The organism is Promicromonospora umidemergens, assembly GCF_024171995.1.
GTDB lineage: Bacteria > Actinomycetota > Actinomycetes > Actinomycetales > Cellulomonadaceae > Promicromonospora > Promicromonospora umidemergens.
Window position 1 is genome coordinate 69942 of sequence record NZ_JAMTCT010000020.1, and the last position, 17181, is coordinate 87122.

A 17181-nucleotide genomic window follows, 5' to 3' on the forward strand; every position below is an offset into this window, starting at 1 on the left:
AGGCAGTATTCGCGGAATGAGGGAAGAGCAACTCGCCAACGGCGAGACCATCGTGATGCAGCTGCGCACCCACCCGAAGAAGGTCGTGAAGCCGATCCTGGTGCTGGTGCTGCTGCTCGCGGTCCTCGTCGCCCTGTGGACGGTGCCACTGCCCGTTGACGAGATCGTGCTCTGGATCGCGACGCTCGTGCTCGGGCTGCTCGGTCTGGCCGCCGCGGTGGGACCGTTCCTGCGCTGGCGCACGACGCGCTACATCATCACCAACCAGCGCGTCGCGATGCGTACCGGAGTGCTGACGCAGACCGGCCGGGACATCCCGCTCTACCGGATCAACAACGTCACCTTCGAGAAGCAGCTCAGTGACCGGTTCTGGGGGTGCGGCACCCTCGTGATCTCCGACGGCACCGATCAGCCAGGCATGGTGCTCGACGACGTGCCCGACGTCGAGGCGGTCCAGCGCACCCTGCAGGACCTGGTGCGTCAGGGCACGCAGCTCAGCGACGACTGACTCTCTGCTCAGCGGGTACCCGCGCGACTGACCGGGCGTACCGGCTGCGCCTCGTCAGCTACGCGGGTCCACTTCCAGGACTGCAGCCAGGTCCGCGCCCGCACGCAGCAGGGCTACTGAGCGGGCGGCGATCTGGTCGAGCCGCCTGCCCAGGATCCGCTCGGCCGCGTCGATGCCCTCGACGATGCCGTCACCGGCGTCGCTACGCAGCGTCGCCACGACATCCCGCACTGCCGGGAGGCCGTACCCGCTGCCGCGCAGGGCAGCGACGATGCGAGCCTCCCGGATCGCCCCGGTCCCGTACCGGCGGGCGCGCAGGGTGGTTACCCGCTCCGGCACCGCGAGTCCCTCCTGCTCCCAGAACCGGAGCGTGGACGTGCGTACGCCGAGGGCGTCGGCGAGCTCGGTGATGGTCATGGTGCCCCCGGCCGCCTCGTCGGCGTCGGCGTCGGACCGGGCCTCACCCTGGATCGCACGCAGCGCCTCCCGTGCACGGAGCGCCTCGTCGCGCTCGCGCGCCAGCCGGACGTGCACGGCGCCGATGCGGGCAGCGGCCTCGGCGAGGCTTGTTGTCGGCTCATCACGCTGTGCGGCAAGCGCCGCCCCAGCGAACAGCTCGGCGAGCAGCCGCCGCGCGACCACCGGCCCTGCCGCACTCGCGAGGCCTCGGTACGCGCGCAGCGCCTGGACGTGATGCGCCGTGTAGGCCCGGTAACCGTTGGTCGCGCGGAGGGCAGGCGGGATCACGCCCAGCCGCTCCAGGTCGCGGACCTGCTGGACGGAGTACCCCGACTCCCGCGCGACGTCGACCGTACGGAGCTGCAGGCGGCTCTCTCGCCTCATTCGCTCAACCCCACACAAGGACTTGAAGGTGATGCTTGAACCATGAGCACCGACCTGAGTATCGACCAGATCATCGCCGCCGTGCAGCACCTCGAAGGCTCGCTCGTCGTGGCCCCCGCCGTCGGCGACGCCGGCTTTCCCGAGCTGGCCTGGGGCGACGCGTTCTTCTACTACGCGCCGGACGGCGTGCTGCCCCGGACCGTCCAGCCCTACGGGACCATCGTCACCAAGAACTACCCGGACGACACGGCCTCGGACCTCGACCCAGCCGAACGATGGCGCGTGAACCTCCATGTCGACCGCGGGACGTTCCGGGAGCTCACCGAGCACTACGCCGCCGGGGACGGTGCTCAGACCCCGGCCGACGCCACCGTCGACCTCGCGGCCACCGACGTCGTGCTGCCGCACCCGGTCTACGGGACCGCCGGCTGGATCGCCGTCGTGAACCCCGGCCCGAGGACCGCGGACACGGTCCTCCGCCTCCTGCACGACGCCCACGACGCCGCACGGGTCAGGTCCGAACGCCGACGCTGAGACCGAGAACGGGGTTGTGTCCACGACGTCCGCCCGGACGAGCACAAGCCCGTTCTCGACGGGCCTGCTCCTGCCTTAGACGACAGCCTGCTCGCTGCGGCGGAGCAGGTCGACGCTCAGCCGGATATCGCCGATGGCGTGCGCGTCCAGCAGCCGCCGGGCCAGCTTCTCGAGCGTGTCGGGGTCGGGCCTGCCCTTCTCGTCAGCGCCGGGAACCGTCGTCGGGTCGTCGGAGCGCGCGACGCCGTAGCGCGCGGCGAACCATTCCGCGACGGTGACTCCGTGCACCGGCGTCTGCACGAGCTCGACGGCGTCGCCCGCGCCGATCTCGCCGTTCTCGATCACGCGCAGGTAGGCGCCCGTGCGGTTCGCCTGCGTGAACCGGCGCACCCAGCGCTGCTCGCCGAGCCGGCGGCCGAAGGTCTGGCAGGGCACACGCGGCTGCGTCACCTCGAGCAGCGCCGAGCCGACCTGCCAGCGCTCGCCGATCACCGCGCGGTTCACGTCCAGGCCACGGACGCGCAGGTTCTCGCCGAACAGCCCCGGCGGGACCGGGCGGCCCAGCTCGGCCGACCAGAAGTCGGCGTCCTCCTGCGCGTAGGCGTAGACCGCCTGGTCGGGACCGCCGTGGTCCTTACGGTCCGCCTGGATGTCCGCATACAGCCCGAGGGGCCGGACCTTGACGCGCCCCTCGACCGGCCGCTTGTCGATCGCTGTGACTCCCACGGTGCCTGCGTCGGGAAGCAGGACGTGGACGCGACAGACCGCGAGGAGTTCAGCCATGCGCACATGCTCTCATTTCCGCGTTATGCCCATTACGTACCGGACACACAGGTCACCCGGGTGACTTGTGTGTCCGGTACGTGCGCGGGTCGCGTGCGTCACCTGCCCTTCGGCAGCGGCAGCGGCTCCATCCACTGGTCGTTCGCGGTGAGGTCGATGTCGAACTCACCGGCGAACCGCATGCGCGTGCCGGTCAGCACGCCGTCCGCCGACTCGTCGAGGTCGTAGACCCGGGCGCCGCGCAGCCGGTTCCGCTCGGCACCCGACAGGCCGTAGGTGCCGAACCCGGTGTTCCCCGCGTAGCCGAGCAGCACGCCGTAGTAGTCGCCCGAGTAGGTGTTCACGTGGTCGTGACCGCAGAACACGCCGCGCACGTCGCCCCGGTGCTGGATCGCCGAGAACATGCCCGAGTTGAACGGCCCAGGGCACTCGTCCTCGTTCCGCTCGCCCTCGATGCGGTGGCGGGCCTTGCCGCGCTCGTGGTCGGCGTCGGTGCGCCCGTCGACCGAGCCGAACCACATGAACCGGTACTCCCACAGGGGGATGTGGATGAACATGAGGGCCGGGACGACGTGCCCTGCCCGGCGCTCGATCTGCACCGACGTGTCGTAGTACCACTTGACCTGGTCCATGCGCAGCCAGTCCCAGGTGGGGTAGCCCTCGAAGTCCTGGCCGGCCAGCTCCTCGGGGGCGTACCGCCCGGAGTCGAGCAGCCAGAGGTTGAACGCCGGCCGGCCGTTCCTGCCGTCGATCAGCAGGTTCGAGTTGCCCTGTCCGGTCACCCCGCGCGCCGTCGGGCCGTTCATGTTGTAGCGGTAGGACCGGTAGAAGGCCAGCATGTCGGCCTCGTCGAGGCCGCTGTCGGGCGTCGAGTCCTCGTCGTGGTTGCCGAAGGTGATGGCCCACGGCACCGACCGCTCCTCCATCGGCTGCACCACGTTGTTCATCGCCTGGCGCATCTCGAGCGGGGTGTCACAGCCGCCGGTGATGTTGTCGCCGTTGAGGATCACGAGGTCGGGGCGCTCGTCGTCGAGCACTGCCCGCATCAGCTCGAGGGTGCGCCGGTCGACCTTCTCGTCGTCCTGCGTGTCGTTGAACTGGACGATCTTGAACTTCCCGTCCCGCCCGAACCGCAGGCCCCGCTGCGGGTGCCGGCCGAGCTCCGTCGCGCCGGCGGGCGTGGCCGCCGCGACGGTCGCGACGCCGGCAGCGCCGAGGCTGCTCAGGGACAGGAACATCCGGCGGTCGACGGCGGACGCCCCGCTCCCCGCGGTGCCGCTGTCGGCCGGACTGATCTCGCTCGGCATGTCGCCGGCAGTCTTCTCGCTCATGCCGACGACGATCGGGGGCCGGGCTGGCGACCGTCCGACCGGAGGGTGGCCTCCCGATGACGGTCTGCTGAACGCCCTACCGCTGAGCGCGCTCGCCGGCCCCGGCAGACGTCCGCCGCACCGCACGCGCGATCCAGTAGACCGCCAGGATCACGACGACCAGACCGGCGGTCGCGGCGATCTGCGGCCGGGCGGCGTCGTCGGACAGCATGAGGCCCACCACGGCCAGGAGCGCCACCAGCGTGGCCCACGAGAGCCAGGGGTAGCCCCAGGCGCGCAGGCGCAGGGTCTCGCCGCGCTCGGCGGCCGCGGCCTCCAGCTGCGGCCGCAGCCGCAGCTGCGAGACGACGATCAGCAGCCACACCACGAGCAGCGCCGAGCCGACGGCGTTGAGCAGCACCCCGAGCAGCGACTCGGGCAGCAGGTAGTTCAGGAGCACCGCGACGACGCCGAAGAACACCGAGACCAGCACGGCCACCCACGGCACCTCGCGACGCGAGACCCGGGTCGCGAGCGCCGGGGCGTCGCCGCGCCCGCCGAGCGAGAACAGCATGCGGGACGTCGCGTAGACGTTGGCGTTGAAGGCGCTCAGGAGCGCCAGCACCACGACGACCTCCATGAGCCGGGCGGCGCCGTCGAACCCGGCCATCTGGAGCACGGACACGAACGGCGACTCGAGACGTGCGGTGTCGGTCCAGGGGATCAGGGCGACCATGATGGCCACTGAGCCCACGTAGAAGAACAGGATGCGCCAGAGGATGGTGCGGGTAGCGGTGGCCACGGCGGCGCTCGGGTCGCGCGCCTCGGCAGCGGCGATGGTGACGATCTCGATGCCCCCGAAGGCGAACACCACGGTGAGCAGCCCCGCCGCGATGCCGGGCAGCCCGGCGGGGGCGAAGCCGCCGTTCGCCGCCCAGTCCCCCAGGACGCTCCCGGCCACCGGCACGGCGCCGATCACGATGAGCAGGCCCAGCACCAGGAACCCGACGATCGCCGCGACCTTGATGGCCGCGAACCAGAACTCGGCCTCGCCGAAGTGCCGCACGCCCACCAGGTTGATCGCGCCGAACACCGCGACGACGACCGCCGCGACGGCCCACTGCGGCACCGCGGGCCACCAGCCGTGCACGATCCCGGCCACGCCGGTCACCTCGACGCCGAGCACCATCACGATGGTGAACCAGTAGAGCCAACCCAGGAGGAACCCGGCCCAGCGGCCCAGCGCTGCCTCCGCGTAGACGGAGAAGGACCCGCTCGACGGCAGCGCCGAGGCCATCTCGGCGAGCATCCGCATGACGAGCACGACGATCGCGCCGGCTATCGCGTAGCTGAGGAGAACGGCGGGCCCGGCCGCCGCGATGCCGAGGCCGGAGCCGAGGAACAGCCCAGCTCCGATGGCGGAACCCAGGCCCATCATCGTCAGGTGCCGGGGGCGTAGTCCGTGGGCCAGCTGCTGGCTCTGGTCGTCGGTGGTGCTCACGACCGACCACGGTAACCCGAGCCGGGGGCCGGCGGACCACAGCGGATGTGAGTGCGGCGGCTCCGGTGAAGAATCTGGCACGTGACCGACTCTGCGCACACCCCCGGCCACGCTGGTGACGACCCCACCGTGGAGGACCCCGACTACGGCCTCGAGACACCGCTGACCGGGCACCCCGAACCGTTGCCCCACGTGGTCGTCGTGGGTGGTGGGTTCGCCGGGATGGCCGCCGTGAAGGCGCTGCGGGACGCGCCGGTACGCATCACGCTGATCGATCGCCGTGTCTACAACACGTTCCAGCCGCTGCTGTACCAGGTGGCGACCGGCGGGCTGAACCCTGGCGACGTCACCTACTTCCTGCGCGGCCTGCGCCTGCGGCAGAAGAACGTCCACGTGGTGCACGAGCACCTCGTCGAGGCGGACCACCAGGCTAAGAAGATCCGTCTGCTGAACGACCACTGGGTCAGCTACGACTACCTCGTGGTGACGGCGGGCGTGACCACCAACTTCTTCGGGACGCCCGGCGCCAAGGAGTACGCGTTCCCGATGTACTCGCGCTCGCAGGCGCTCCGGATCCGCGACAACCTGTTCATCCGCCTGGAGAGGGCGGCCAAGTCCAAGCGGCTGGACGACGGGCTGCGCGTCGTCGTCGTGGGCGGTGGCGCGACCGGGGTCGAGGTCGCGGGTGCGCTCGCCGAGCTGCGGACCGCCGGCCTCGCGCCCGCCTACCCGGAGATCCACGGCGACGCGTTCGAGGTCAAGGTGGTGCAGCGCGGCGGCGAGATCCTCAAGGCGTTCGCGCCCGAGCTGCGGACCTACGCCGCCAAGGAGCTGTCCCGGCGCGGGGTCTCGCTGCACCTGGGCGCCGGCGTCGCCGCGGTCGAGCGCGATGCGGTGGTGCTCGCCGACGGCACGCGCATCCACGCCGACCTGACCGTCTGGTCCGCGGGAGTGCACCCGCACGAGGAGGTCTCCGGGTGGGGTCTGCCGCAGGACGAGGGCGGGCGCATCAAGACCGGTGAGGACATGCAGGTCGAGGGGCTGCCGGGCGTCTTCGCGGCGGGCGACGTCGCGGTCTCGCCGTCGGGCCTCCCGCAGCTGGCCCAGCCCGCCATCCAGGGCGGCACCGTGGTCGGCAGGAACATCCGGGCGCTGCTCGACGGCCGGCCCCTGCAGGAGCTGCGCTACGTCGACAAGGGCACGATGGCGGTGATCGGCCGTCGGGCCGCGATCGCCGAGATCAACCTGCCCGGCGGCAAGCCGCTGCGGATCACCAAGGGCCTGGCCTGGCTGGTCTGGCTGTTCGTGCACATCATGTCGCTGGTCGGCCCGCGCAACCGGGTGACGACGCTCGCGGGCCTGACCACGCGCTACGGGTTCCCGTTCCACCGGCGGCCCGTCCCGATCGTCGGCGACGTCCCGACGGTCCGCCCGCCCAAGCCCGGCGCCTGACCGCAGGCACCGGTCGGGCGCTTAAGCGATTTGGTGGGTGTCGGGCCCGCGTGCGCATGGGGACGCTTCGAGGGCCGTACTCGTACACCTCGAAGGGGAGGCACCATGAGACCCACCCGCGCGATCATCTCCGGTACCGCGACGACAGCGATCCTCGGCCTGCTGCTCGTCCCGCTGCTCGGCCTTCCGGCCGGCGCCGCGTCACCCGCGTCACCCGCCGCGCCCGACGGCGCGAGGGCCGCCGACGCCGATGCTGCCGGTGTCGACGCCGTCGGCATCCACGTCTCCGGTGGCCGGCTCGTCGAGAGCGACGGATCGCCCCTGCTGCTGCGCGGCGTCAGCCACGCCCACACCTGGTACGCCGGGGAGACCGGGGCGTTCGCCGACATCTCCGCCGCCGGGGCCAACGCCGTGCGCGTGGTGCTCAGCGACGGGACCCGCTGGACCCGCAACGGTCCGGCGGACGTCGCTGGCGTCGTCGGCCTGTGCGAGGAGAACCGGCTGGTCTGCGTCCTGGAGGACCATGACACGACCGGCTACGGCGAGGAGGCCGCTGCCAGCACTCTCGACACGGCGGCGGACTACTGGATCTCCCTGCTCCCGACCCTCCAGGGCACCGAGGACCGCGTGCTCGTCAACCTCGGCAACGAGCCCTACGGCAACGACGCGACCGTCAACGCGGGCTGGGCCGCCGACACCTCCGCCGCGATCCAGCGGCTGCGGGACGCCGGGTTCGAGCACACGATCGTCGTGGACGCGCCGTCCTGGGGCCAGGACTGGCAGGGCATCATGCGGGACTCCGCCGCCGACGTCCTCGCGGCCGACCCGGACGGCAACACGGTGTTCTCCGTGCACATGTACGGCGTGTACGACACCGCGGCGGAGGTCACCTCCTACCTCGACGCCTTCACGAGCCAGGGGCTGCCGATCATCGTCGGCGAGTTCGGGCACGACCACTCCGACGGCAACCCCGACGAGGACACGATCATGGCGTACACCCGGTCGCAGGGGATCGGCTGGTTCGCCTGGTCCTGGAGCGGGAACGGCGGCGGTGTCGAGTACCTGGACATGGTGACCGGCTTCGATCCCGCGCAGCGCACCTCGTGGGGCAACCGGGTCATCACCGGGCCCGACGGGCTCGCGGAGACCTCGGTGCCTGCGCACGTGTTCGACTGCGGGTCCTGATTGCTTGCGCCCTGTATCGACAGGTGTAAACATAGAGCCATGTCGATACAGGGCTCATCCGCCGAGCGGGCCACGTCCGCCGAGGCGCACGCGATCGGCCCCGACGCCGCCGCCGGTCTCGCCGCGACGCTCAAGGCGATCGCCGACCCGCTGCGCCTGCGCATGCTGTCGGCGATCGCCACCTCGCCCACCGGCGAGACGACGGCGGGCGAGCTCGCGACCCTGACCGCCGTCTCGCAGCCCACCGTGTCGCACCACCTCAAGGTGCTGCGCGACGTCGGCCTGCTCACGTCGGACCGGCGCGGCACCTGGGTCTGGTACCGCGTCGCCCCCGCCTACCGGGGTGCGGTCACCACGCTGCTGGACCGGTTCGCACCCGCGGCCGTCGAGGTGCACGCGGGTGGTGCGCCGACAGGAGCCTGGCACGGCGAGGTCGCGGGGCTCAGCAACGTGGACCCCGCCCTGGACCGGGTGGCCGCCTCGCTCGCCGAGCGCTTCACCGGAACCCCCGAGCGCGAGTGCTTCCGCGTGGTCCGGGAGTCCTACACGGCGCTCACCCGCCGCGGCGGGAGCGCGGCGCACCTCGTCCCGCTCACCGAGCACTTCGCGCGGCAGCGCATCATCGACGCCGAGCGGGCGCAGGCGACGGGCCCCGAGCGCACGCCGCAGGTGCTCTTCGTGTGCGTCGCCAACGCTGGGCGGTCGCAGCTGGCCGCGGCCCTCATGCAGCACTACGCCGGCGACCGGGTGGTGGTCCGGTCGGCGGGCTCCGCACCGGCGAGCGACGTGCACGCCGCCGTGCGCGGCATCCTCGGGGAGCTCGGCGACACCGCGGCCGCCGACGTCGTCGACGACGTCACGCGCTTCTACCCCAAGCCCCTCACCGACGACGCCGTCCGCGCCGCCGACGTCGTGGTGACCATGGGCTGCGGCGACGCCTGCCCGGTGCTTCCGGGCAAGCGGTACGAGGACTGGATCGTCGGGGACCCCGCGCTCGCCTCCCCCGCCGGGGTAGCCGCCATCCGTGACGAGCTGGACGGGCGGGTGCGCGGCCTGCTCGCTGCGCTGCTGCCGGCCGAGGACGCCCTGACTACCGGAGGAACCCGATGAACGCCCTGCCCCAGCCGAGCGCCCCGCTGAAGATAGTCGTCGTCGGGTCGGTCGCCGCCGGCACCTCTGCCGCCGCGAAGGCCCGCCGCAACACCGAGACCGCGCAGATCACGGTGTACGAGCGGGACCACGACATCTCCTACTCCGGCTGCGGCCTGCCCTACTTCGTGGGTGGCGAGGTCAAGGACATCGACGAGCTCACTCCGCGCGACCCGGCCTGGTTCAAGGCCCGGTACGACGTCGACGTGCACACCGGGCACGAGGTCGTCGCGGTCGACGCCGACGCCCGGACCGTGACGGTGCGCGACCTGGCCACCGACCGCACCTTCGTCGACACCTACGACGAGCTGGTGCTCGCGACCGGCGTCCACGCCGTCGTCCCGCCGATCCCCGGTGTGGACTCGACAGGCGTGTTCTCCGTGCGGACCCCGTCCGACGCCCGCGCCATCCGCGCGTGGATCGAGGACGGCGAGTCCAGGGGCCGGGTCGTACGCCATGCCGTGGTCGTCGGGGCCGGGTACATCGGGCTCGAGATGACCGAGCAGCTGGTGGCCCGCGGCCTGACGGTCACGGTCGTCGAGGCGCTCGACCACGCCATGCCCCGCCTGGACGCGGACATGTCCGTGCGGGTGGACGGCGAGCTCCGCAAGCACGGCGTGGACCTGCGGCTCGGCGCGGTGGTCGTCGGCATCGCGTCCGACGACGGGGTCGTGACCGGCGTCGCGGTGGAGGGCGGACCTCCCGGGGCCGACCACATCGACGCCGAGCTGGTCATCGTCTCCGTCGGGGTCCGGCCGAACACCGACCTGGCCGAGCAGGCCGGCGTGCTGATCGGCCCGACGGGCGCCGTCGCCGTCGACCGCCGGCAGCGCACCAGCGTCGAGCACGTGTGGGCCGTCGGGGACGTCGCCGAGTCCTTCCACGTGATCACCGGCGACCCCGTGTGGGTGCCGCTCGGCTCGACCGCGAACAAGATGGGCCGCATAGCGGGTGACGCCATGACCGGCGGGCCGCTGGAGCACCGCGGCATCCTCGGCACGTCGATCGTCCGGGTCTTCGACCTCGGCGTCGCCCAGACCGGGTTCACCGAGGACCAGGCACGTGCCGCCGGGTACGACGTCGAGGTGCTGCACAACATCAAGCCCGACCGGCCCGAGTACCTCGGCGGCAAGCCCCTGGTCCTCAAGGCAGTGGCCGACCGGGCCACCGGACGGCTCCTGGGTGCCCAGGCGATCGGGGCGACCGGCGCGGACAAGCGCATCGACGTGCTGGCCACGGCGATCACGTTCGGGGCAGACGTCGCCGACCTCTTCCACCTCGACCTCGCCTACTCCCCCACGTATGCCACCACCAAGGACCCGGTCCACTACACCGGCATGGCGCTGACCAACGCGATCCACGGGCAGGCACCGCTGGTCACCCCGACCGAGCTGGACCGGCGTCGGGCCGACGGCGAGCTGATCCAGGTCGTCGACGTGCGCTCGGCGAAGGACCGCGCGAGGTCCGCAGTGCCGGACTCGGTGCACATCCCGCTGGCGGAGCTGCGGAAGCGGTCGAGCGAGCTCGACCCGGCGCTGCCCACGATCACGTACTGCAACAAGGGCGTGACCGGGAACGCCGGCCAGAACGTGCTGCGCAACCTCGGGTTCACGGACGTCGCGAACCTGTCGGGCGGCAACCAGAGCTACCAGGCGCGCCCCGCTGCGTCGTCCTGAACCTTCCTGAACAGATCCCACGAACCCCGCTGGAGAGACCTAGTGTCCGAGACCCCGATCCCGACGCCGACCAAGCCGTCCGCCCTGTTCGTCTGCGTGCACAACGCTGGCCGCTCCCAGATGGCCGCCGGCTTTCTCCGAGCGCTGTCCGACGGCGCCTTCGACGTGCGCTCCGCCGGATCCATGCCCGCAGAGCAGATCAATCCCGTCGCCGTCGAGGCCATGCTCGAGGTGGGCATCGACATCCGCGACGAGCGGCCCAAGGTACTGCGGCCAGAGGCGGTCGAGGCCTCGGACGCCGTCATCACCATGGGGTGCGGCGACGCCTGCCCGTACTATCCCGGCAAGAACTACCAGGACTGGGAGCTCGACGACCCGGCGGGTCAGGGCATCGACGCGATCCGCCCGATCCGCGACGAGATCGAGCGGCGGGTGCGCGGCCTGCTCGCCGAGCTCGGCGTCGAGCCGGTGGCATGAGCGCTCCGGTGAGCGCACGGGTGGATACACCGGAGAGCGCGGTCGTCGACGCGGCGGTGAGTGCGGCGGTGACCGTGGCGGTGACCTGGCCTGCGGCTCTGTGGCGTCGGGCGCTCGGCGAGCTGCTCGGTACGGGGCTGCTGGTCGCCGTGGTGGTCGGGAGCGGGATCGCTGCCGCGAACCTTTCGCCCGACGACGTCGGGCTGCAGCTGCTGGAGAACTCGATAGCCACGGCGCTCGGGCTCGCCGTGCTGATCGCCGTGCTCGGACCCCTGAGCGGTGCGCACTTCAACCCCGTGGTCACGCTCGTGGACTGGGCCCTCGGGCGCCGCGACCCGGCCGGGCCGCGGCTCGGCGACGTGGCCGCGTACCTCGCGGCGCAGCTGACGGGCGGGATCGGCGGCGCCGTGCTGGCCAACGCGATGTTCGCCGAGCCGACGGCGATCGCGACCACCGACAGGGTGTCCGGGGCGACGTTCCTCGCGGAGGTGGTCGCAACGGCGGGTCTGGTCCTGGTGATCTTCGGTCTGCTGCGCGCCGGGCGCGACACGCTGATCGCCCCGGCGGTGGGCGCCTACATCGGCGCCGCCTACTGGTTCACCAGCTCGACGTCGTTCGCCAACCCCGCGGTCACCGTCGGCCGCGTGCTCAGTGACAGCTTCGCCGGGATCGCCCCCGGTTCGGTGCTGCCGTTCGTGCTCGCGCAACTGGTCGGCGGAGCCGTCGGTCTCGGCCTGGTCGCGGTGCTGTACCCGGCACGCCTTGGCACCACCGGCGGCGATGTGGCGCGACCCGGCACGCCTGCGCACTGACGGCCCGCTCGACTGCAGACTTGGTCGCGGTCCCCAACGCCGACTGCAGACCTGGTTGCGGTTAGAGGCCCGCAAACCGCAACCAAGTCTGCAGTCGCCGACCGGGGCGCCGGCGAAGTCTGCAGTCGATGCCTAGTCTCCGGAGCGGCCGTGCATGACTCCCGTGCTGAACCCGACAGGCCCGGCTGACGCGGCCGACGCGGCCGACGCGGCCGACGCAGCGTCGGCCGGCGCACCACCGAGCGGGTTGGCCCTAGCGGGCGGAGCCCCGATCGAGACCTGCTGGGGCGCAGCGGGGACGGCGCAGCAGGAGCCGGCCCCGGACGCCGCCAGCTCGTCCGGGGAGACCCGACCGTCCGCGTCAGCGGCCAGCGCGAGGTCCGAGGAGCAGACGCCGGTCTCCGGCAGGTTCAGCTCGACCGCGTCGGCCGCCGCGCGGTCACCCGCGAGCGCCGCGGCGATCGAGCGGACCTGCTCGTAGCCGGTGGCGAGGAGGAACGTCGGGGCCCTGCCGTAGGACTTCATGCCCACCAGGTAGAACCCGGCGTCGGGGTGGGTCAGCTCGGCCTCACCGTGCGCGGGGACCGTGCCGCACGAGTGGAGGTTCGGGTCGATGAGCGGCGCGATCCGCCGTGGCGCCTCCACCACGGGGTCCAGGTCGAGGCGGACCTCCCGCAGCATCGCCAGGTCGGGGCGGAACCCGGTGGCGGCCGCGATGTGGTGCACGGTCAGGTCGAGGGCACCGTCGTCGCCGTCGCGGCGGGCCGACCCCAGGACGCGCACCGTGTCGCCCGCCGGGTCGGTCGACGGCTCCAGCCGGTCGATCGCCACGCGGGTGAGCAGCTCGATCCGGCCGGCCTCGACCGCGTCGCGCAGCCGGGTGCCGAGCAGACCGCGGGCCGGCAGGTCGTCACCGGTGCCACCGCCGTACAGGCGGCGCGGCGACCCACCGCGGATGGCCCAGGTGATCCGGCTCACGGGGGCGCCCTGTGCAGCCTCCTGCTCCGCGAGCTCGACCAGGCTCAGCAGGGTGTTCGCCGCCGAGTGCCCCATGCCGACCACCAGCGTGTGCCGCCCGGCGAACCGGTCGCGGTCGCGGCCGAGCACGTCCGGCAGCGCGCCCGCGAGGAACCGCGCCGACTCGGGCTCGCCGAGCGTCGGCAGGCCCGACGTCCCCAGCGGGTTGGGCCGGCCATAGGTCCCGGAGGCGTCGATCACCGCCTGCGCGCGGATCTCCTCGACGGTGCCGGTCCCGCCGGAACCGTCCGCGGGACCGGTGGCCAGGCGGACCAGGTACGGCAGGCGCTCGCGCCCCAGCGAGCGGGAGCGGTCGGCTCCGTCCTTGGTCACTGCGAGCACGCGGGTCCGGTACCGGATCTGCGCCCCCGCCCCGTTCACGAGCGCGTCGGCGAGGGGCACGAGGTACTGCTCGACGAGCTCGGTGCCCGTTGGCAGCGTGTCCGGCTCGGGATCGGACCACGGCTCGGTGCGCCCGGCTCCGGCGGACGTGAGCAGACGGCGGGCTGCGGCGTCGACGTCGTACCGCCACGGCGAGAAGAGGCGCACGTGGCCCCACTGCGCGACGGCGGCGCCTGCGCCGTCCCCTGCCTCGATGACCAGGGGTTCGAGCCCGCGCTCGGCGAGGTGTGCCGCGGCTGCGAGGCCCACGGGCCCGGCGCCGATCACTACGACCGGAAGGTTCTGCGCTGTCGTCATGTGTCCCGTCCCCATTCTCTGCTGTCGTCTCCGCTCATCTTCGCCGTCGTCCTCGTCGGCGGCCAGATCGGATCGAAGAACTTCGATGCGTTGTGTGGGACCGAACATATCCAGAAACTTCGATGCGTGGCAAGATGGGCGCATGACGACAACCGCACTCGAGCTCGCACCGGCCGCACCGGCGTCCGGCACCTGCTGCGCCCCGCTCGTGCGGGAGGCAGCCGACCCGGCCGCCGCCGCCGACCTCGCCCGCTCCTTCAAGGCGCTGGGCGACCCCACCCGGGTTCGGCTGCTCTCGATCGTCGCCGCGCACGACGGCGGTGAGGCCTGTGTGTGCGAACTCACCGAGCCCATCGGCCTGAGCCAGCCCACCGTGAGCCACCACCTGAAGATCCTGGTCGACGCCGGACTCCTCACTCGGGAGCAGCGCGGCAAGTGGGCCTACTACTCGGTCGTGCCCGGCTCGCTCGACCGGCTGGGTGCGCTGCTCAGCGAAGCGGCGGGGTAGCCTCGCTCCTGGCGCTCGGCCACCCCGCCGTCGGCCAAGGAGAACCCATGACACCGGACGAGCTGCGCTCCGCGCAAGGACTCACCATGGCGAACCCTGAGCGGTTACGCCTGCTGGCCCGCCTGCTGACGCATCCTGGAGGCGGCTCGACCGCCAAGGGCCTGGTGCGCCACCCCGCGCTGAACGTCACGCTGAACGTCACGGACGTCGAACACGACCTCGCGGCACTGGTCGCGGTGGGCCTGGTCGCCACAGCCGGGCCGGTTGCGGCGGACGAGCGGCTGCCCGACGGGCCGCTCGCCGAGCACCCGTCGGACGCGCCGCTGTACCGGGTGTCGTCGCGAGGCATCGCGCGGTTCGGCTCGGCCGCCCTCGCGGTGCCCCGCTACCCGGGCGAAGCCCCGCTCGACGTGCGCGACCACGAGGCGCTGCTCGCCCGGCTGACCGAGACCCTCTCCGCCGGGTTCGCCACGAACGCGGGCACCGGCACGGTGGATCGCCTCGTGCGCGAGTGCTATTCGTCGCTGAGCGAGCAGATCGGGTCGTACGCGCACCTGCCCGCTCTCACCGCCTGGCTCGCGACCGACCGCCTCGCCGCGATGACCGAGGTGACGTACGGCTCCGCGCGCGACGTGCTGTTCGTCTGCGTCCACAACACCGGCCGCTCCCAGATCGCCGCGGCGGTCACGCGACGCCTCGCGGGCGACCGCGTCCGGGTGCGCACCGCGGGTACCAGGCCGGTGTCCGAACCCGACCCTCTGACCGAGACCGTCCTGGCCCGCCGTGGCCTCGACGGGCTCATCGAGTTCCCCCGCGAGCTCACGGACGACATAGTGCGCGCGTCCGGCGTGATCGTGACGATGGGCTGCGGTGACTCGTGTCCCGTCTACCCGGGGCGCCGCTACCTCGACTGGCCGCTCGACGACCCGGCGGGCCGCCCGATCGAGGAGGTCGAGCGGATCGTCGACGACATCACCGCCCGGGTGCGGGCCCTGCTCGCTGAGCTGGATGCCGCGGAGGAGCCGCCGAGCCTGGTCGAGGCCGGAGCGTCCGAGAGCTCCCCGGCCTGGCTGCCGCACCGGACCAGGCAAAGATATTCACAGGGTTGTGGATAACTGCTGTGCATAACCGGGCGGCAACCGTCCGGTGGGGAGTGTCAGTGGCTCGGTGCAAGGTGGTACTACGCGCATTCTTCGTTCCACGCCTCATGAAGGGCTGAGCCATGACCGAACCATCTTCCGTCGGCCCCGCAGCCGCACGGTCCGCCTCCGGCGGAGTAGGCACCGTGCACTCCGTGGTCCTCGACGTCCCTGACCTCACCGCCGAGGCGGACTTCTGGACGGCCCTGACGGACGGCACCGTGGCCAAGAGGGACGACGACTGGATCACCGTCGTGACCCCCGACCGGTGGGGTATCGCGTTCCAGCTCGCGCCCGACCTCGTGCCGCCGCAGTGGCCAGGGCAGGAGCACCCGCAGCAGGCGCACCTCGATCTCTACGTCCCGGACCTGGCAGCGGCGAGCACCCGGGCGGTGGAGCTCGGGGCCACCGTGCTGCGGGAGGGGGAGCAGTGGATCACGCTCGCCGACCCTGCCGGGCACCCCTTCGACGTGTGCCTCGACGAGAAGGCGGACGGCGTCAGCGTCATGGGCGCCACCTTCGACTGCGCTGACGCGTCAGCGCTCGCGCGGTTCTGGTCGGGCGTGATGGGTGAGCCGGTGACCTATGACGCCGACGGCGTCGCCATGCTCGGCGGCTCCCGGCCGCTGCTCTTTCAGACCGTCGAGCGGTACAACCCGCCGCGGTGGCCGGATCCCGCGTACCCGCAGCAGCTCCACCTGGACATCGAGGTGCCCGACCTCGATGCCGGCGAGGCGGCGGTCCTCGCGCAGGGCGCTACGCGCCTGCCTGGTCAGGGCGACGACTTCCGGGTGTTCGCGGACCCGGCGGGCCATCCCTTCTGCCTGGTGCGCTGAGCTCCGGTTCAGGGGCGCTCGAGGGCCGGGTGGTCCGGGTGGTCGACCCGGACCACCAGGTCCGGCATGCCCTCGATCTCCCGGGCGTACTGCTCGTAGGCGGGGACGGCCCACGTCTCGTCAGGCGGCGTCCGGCGGTGGATCGTCGCCGGTCTGAGCGCGAGGTGCACGGCGATGTCGACGGCGAGTCCCCTGCCGATGCTGAGCGTGCCGTCGAGCACGACGACGGTGCCCGGCGCGGCGTCCAGGTAGCCGGCCCGCGTGGCGCGGTCGGTGTCGGGATCGCGCAGGCTAGGTAGGTACTCCCGCCGGTCGACGACGCGCGTCAGCACCTCGCGGTTCAACGATCCGACGTCGATCCAGTCGTCGAGCAGGCTGTCCGGGTCCTCGCGGCCGCGTTCGAGCCGCAGGGACCGTGGGCGGAGGAAGTCGCTGACGCTCACGCGTGCCGCAGGCCGGCCGGCGGCTTCGAACGGTACGACGAGGGCGTCGGCGAGCCGCTCGGGGTAGGTGGACGGGTGCCCGTCGACGAGCAGCCGCACCGGCTCACCGTTCTGCCGTGCTCCGGTCGCCGTCTCGGTCAGAAGCTCCGCGCGGGCGAGGACGAGCCCGGCGACCCGCTCGACGAGGAGCGCCGCGCTGACCGGTTCTATGCGTGTGCTCATCGTGGAACGACTCTATGGCGTGAGCCCGGTTCGACGGCAGCACAACCGAACGAGCGCGACCACAGGGCCCCGTTCTGGCCCTTCGTC

At 72.2% G+C, this 17181-nt stretch carries 17 protein-coding genes; 11 read left to right on the top strand and 6 right to left on the bottom strand.

All coding sequences use genetic code 11. The annotated features are described in order from the left end of the window. Nucleotides 1–16: 16 nt before the first annotated feature. Entirely contained in the window at nt 17–508 is a 492-nt protein-coding gene (locus APR04_RS23995; RefSeq protein ID WP_253875237.1) for a PH domain-containing protein, read from the top strand. 54 nt (nt 509–562) lie between these two features. Here APR04_RS23995 and APR04_RS24000 read toward each other — a convergent pair whose 3' ends face one another. Continuing rightward, nucleotides 563–1351 carry a MerR family transcriptional regulator gene (locus tag APR04_RS24000; RefSeq protein WP_253875239.1) on the bottom strand — a complete coding sequence of 263 codons (789 nt, stop codon included), beginning with the start codon at nt 1349–1351 and terminating at the stop codon, nt 563–565. 42 nt (nt 1352–1393) lie between these two features. Here APR04_RS24000 and APR04_RS24005 point away from each other — a divergent pair, with 42 nt between their 5' ends. Then, nucleotides 1394–1885: a DUF6194 family protein gene (locus tag APR04_RS24005; RefSeq protein WP_253875241.1), complete on the top strand. Its 492-nt coding sequence runs from the start codon at nt 1394–1396 to the stop codon at nt 1883–1885. A gap of 75 nt (nt 1886–1960) precedes the next feature. Here APR04_RS24005 and APR04_RS24010 read toward each other — a convergent pair whose 3' ends face one another. The 3 genes from APR04_RS24010 to APR04_RS24020 all read right to left on the bottom strand — a co-directional run bounded on the left by APR04_RS24010 (nt 1961) and on the right by APR04_RS24020 (nt 5479). Further along, on the bottom strand, nt 1961–2668 hold the full coding sequence (locus APR04_RS24010; RefSeq protein ID WP_253875243.1) for an MOSC domain-containing protein: 708 nt from the start codon (nt 2666–2668) through the stop codon (nt 1961–1963). Nucleotides 2669–2766: 98 nt separating this feature from the next. Continuing rightward, nucleotides 2767–3999 carry a metallophosphoesterase family protein gene (locus APR04_RS24015; protein WP_253875245.1) on the bottom strand — a complete coding sequence of 411 codons (1233 nt, stop codon included), beginning with the start codon at nt 3997–3999 and terminating at the stop codon, nt 2767–2769. A gap of 76 nt (nt 4000–4075) precedes the next feature. Then, entirely contained in the window at nt 4076–5479 is a 1404-nt protein-coding gene (locus APR04_RS24020) for an amino acid permease (protein WP_308292391.1), read from the bottom strand. Between the two features lie 81 nt (nt 5480–5560). On the opposite strand from APR04_RS24020, the gene APR04_RS24025 reads away from it, so the two are divergent. The 6 genes from APR04_RS24025 (at nt 5561) to APR04_RS24050 (ending at nt 12230) form a co-directional block, all read left to right on the top strand. Beyond that, entirely contained in the window at nt 5561–6931 is a 1371-nt protein-coding gene (locus tag APR04_RS24025) for an NAD(P)/FAD-dependent oxidoreductase (protein WP_253875247.1), read from the top strand. 105 nt (nt 6932–7036) lie between these two features. Then, on the top strand, nt 7037–8116 hold the full coding sequence (locus tag APR04_RS24030) for a glycoside hydrolase family 5 protein (RefSeq protein ID WP_253875249.1): 1080 nt from the start codon (nt 7037–7039) through the stop codon (nt 8114–8116). A gap of 39 nt (nt 8117–8155) precedes the next feature. After that, entirely contained in the window at nt 8156–9226 is a 1071-nt protein-coding gene (locus APR04_RS24035; protein WP_253875251.1) for a metalloregulator ArsR/SmtB family transcription factor, read from the top strand. Beyond that, the gene (locus APR04_RS24040) at nt 9223–10941 is read left to right on the top strand and encodes an FAD-dependent oxidoreductase (protein WP_253875252.1); all 1719 of its coding nucleotides are present in this window, start codon (nt 9223–9225) and stop codon (nt 10939–10941) included. Before APR04_RS24035 ends, APR04_RS24040 begins: the two co-directional genes overlap by 4 nt. Nucleotides 10942–10983: 42 nt before the next feature. Continuing rightward, nucleotides 10984–11418, top strand: coding sequence for an arsenate reductase ArsC (locus APR04_RS24045; protein ID WP_308292392.1), 435 nt, complete (start codon nt 10984–10986; stop codon nt 11416–11418). After that, nucleotides 11415–12230, top strand: coding sequence for an aquaporin (locus tag APR04_RS24050; protein WP_253875254.1), 816 nt, complete (start codon nt 11415–11417; stop codon nt 12228–12230). The genes APR04_RS24045 and APR04_RS24050 overlap by 4 nt, the downstream gene beginning before the upstream one ends. Before the next feature lie 132 nt (nt 12231–12362). On the opposite strand, the gene APR04_RS24055 is transcribed toward APR04_RS24050, so the two are convergent. Further along, a complete protein-coding gene (locus tag APR04_RS24055; RefSeq protein ID WP_253875256.1) occupies nt 12363–13946 on the bottom strand; it encodes an FAD-dependent oxidoreductase in 1584 nt (527 codons plus the stop codon). 142 nt (nt 13947–14088) lie between these two features. Between APR04_RS24055 and APR04_RS24060 the strand changes: the two genes are divergently transcribed. The 3 genes from APR04_RS24060 to APR04_RS24070 all read left to right on the top strand — a co-directional run bounded on the left by APR04_RS24060 (nt 14089) and on the right by APR04_RS24070 (nt 16429). Further along, the gene (locus APR04_RS24060) at nt 14089–14454 is read left to right on the top strand and encodes an ArsR/SmtB family transcription factor (protein WP_253875258.1); all 366 of its coding nucleotides are present in this window, start codon (nt 14089–14091) and stop codon (nt 14452–14454) included. Nucleotides 14455–14501: 47 nt separating this feature from the next. Next, nucleotides 14502–15569, top strand: a complete 1068-nt coding sequence (locus APR04_RS24065) for an arsenate-mycothiol transferase ArsC (RefSeq protein WP_253875260.1) — start codon at nt 14502–14504, stop codon at nt 15567–15569. 107 nt (nt 15570–15676) lie between these two features. Continuing rightward, nucleotides 15677–16429, top strand: a complete 753-nt coding sequence (locus APR04_RS24070; protein ID WP_253875262.1) for a VOC family protein — start codon at nt 15677–15679, stop codon at nt 16427–16429. A gap of 8 nt (nt 16430–16437) precedes the next feature. Here the strand turns inward: APR04_RS24070 and APR04_RS24075 are convergent, their stop codons facing one another. Continuing rightward, nucleotides 16438–17094, bottom strand: a complete 657-nt coding sequence (locus APR04_RS24075; RefSeq protein WP_253875264.1) for a nucleoside/nucleotide kinase family protein — start codon at nt 17092–17094, stop codon at nt 16438–16440. Nucleotides 17095–17181 lie beyond the last annotated feature (87 nt).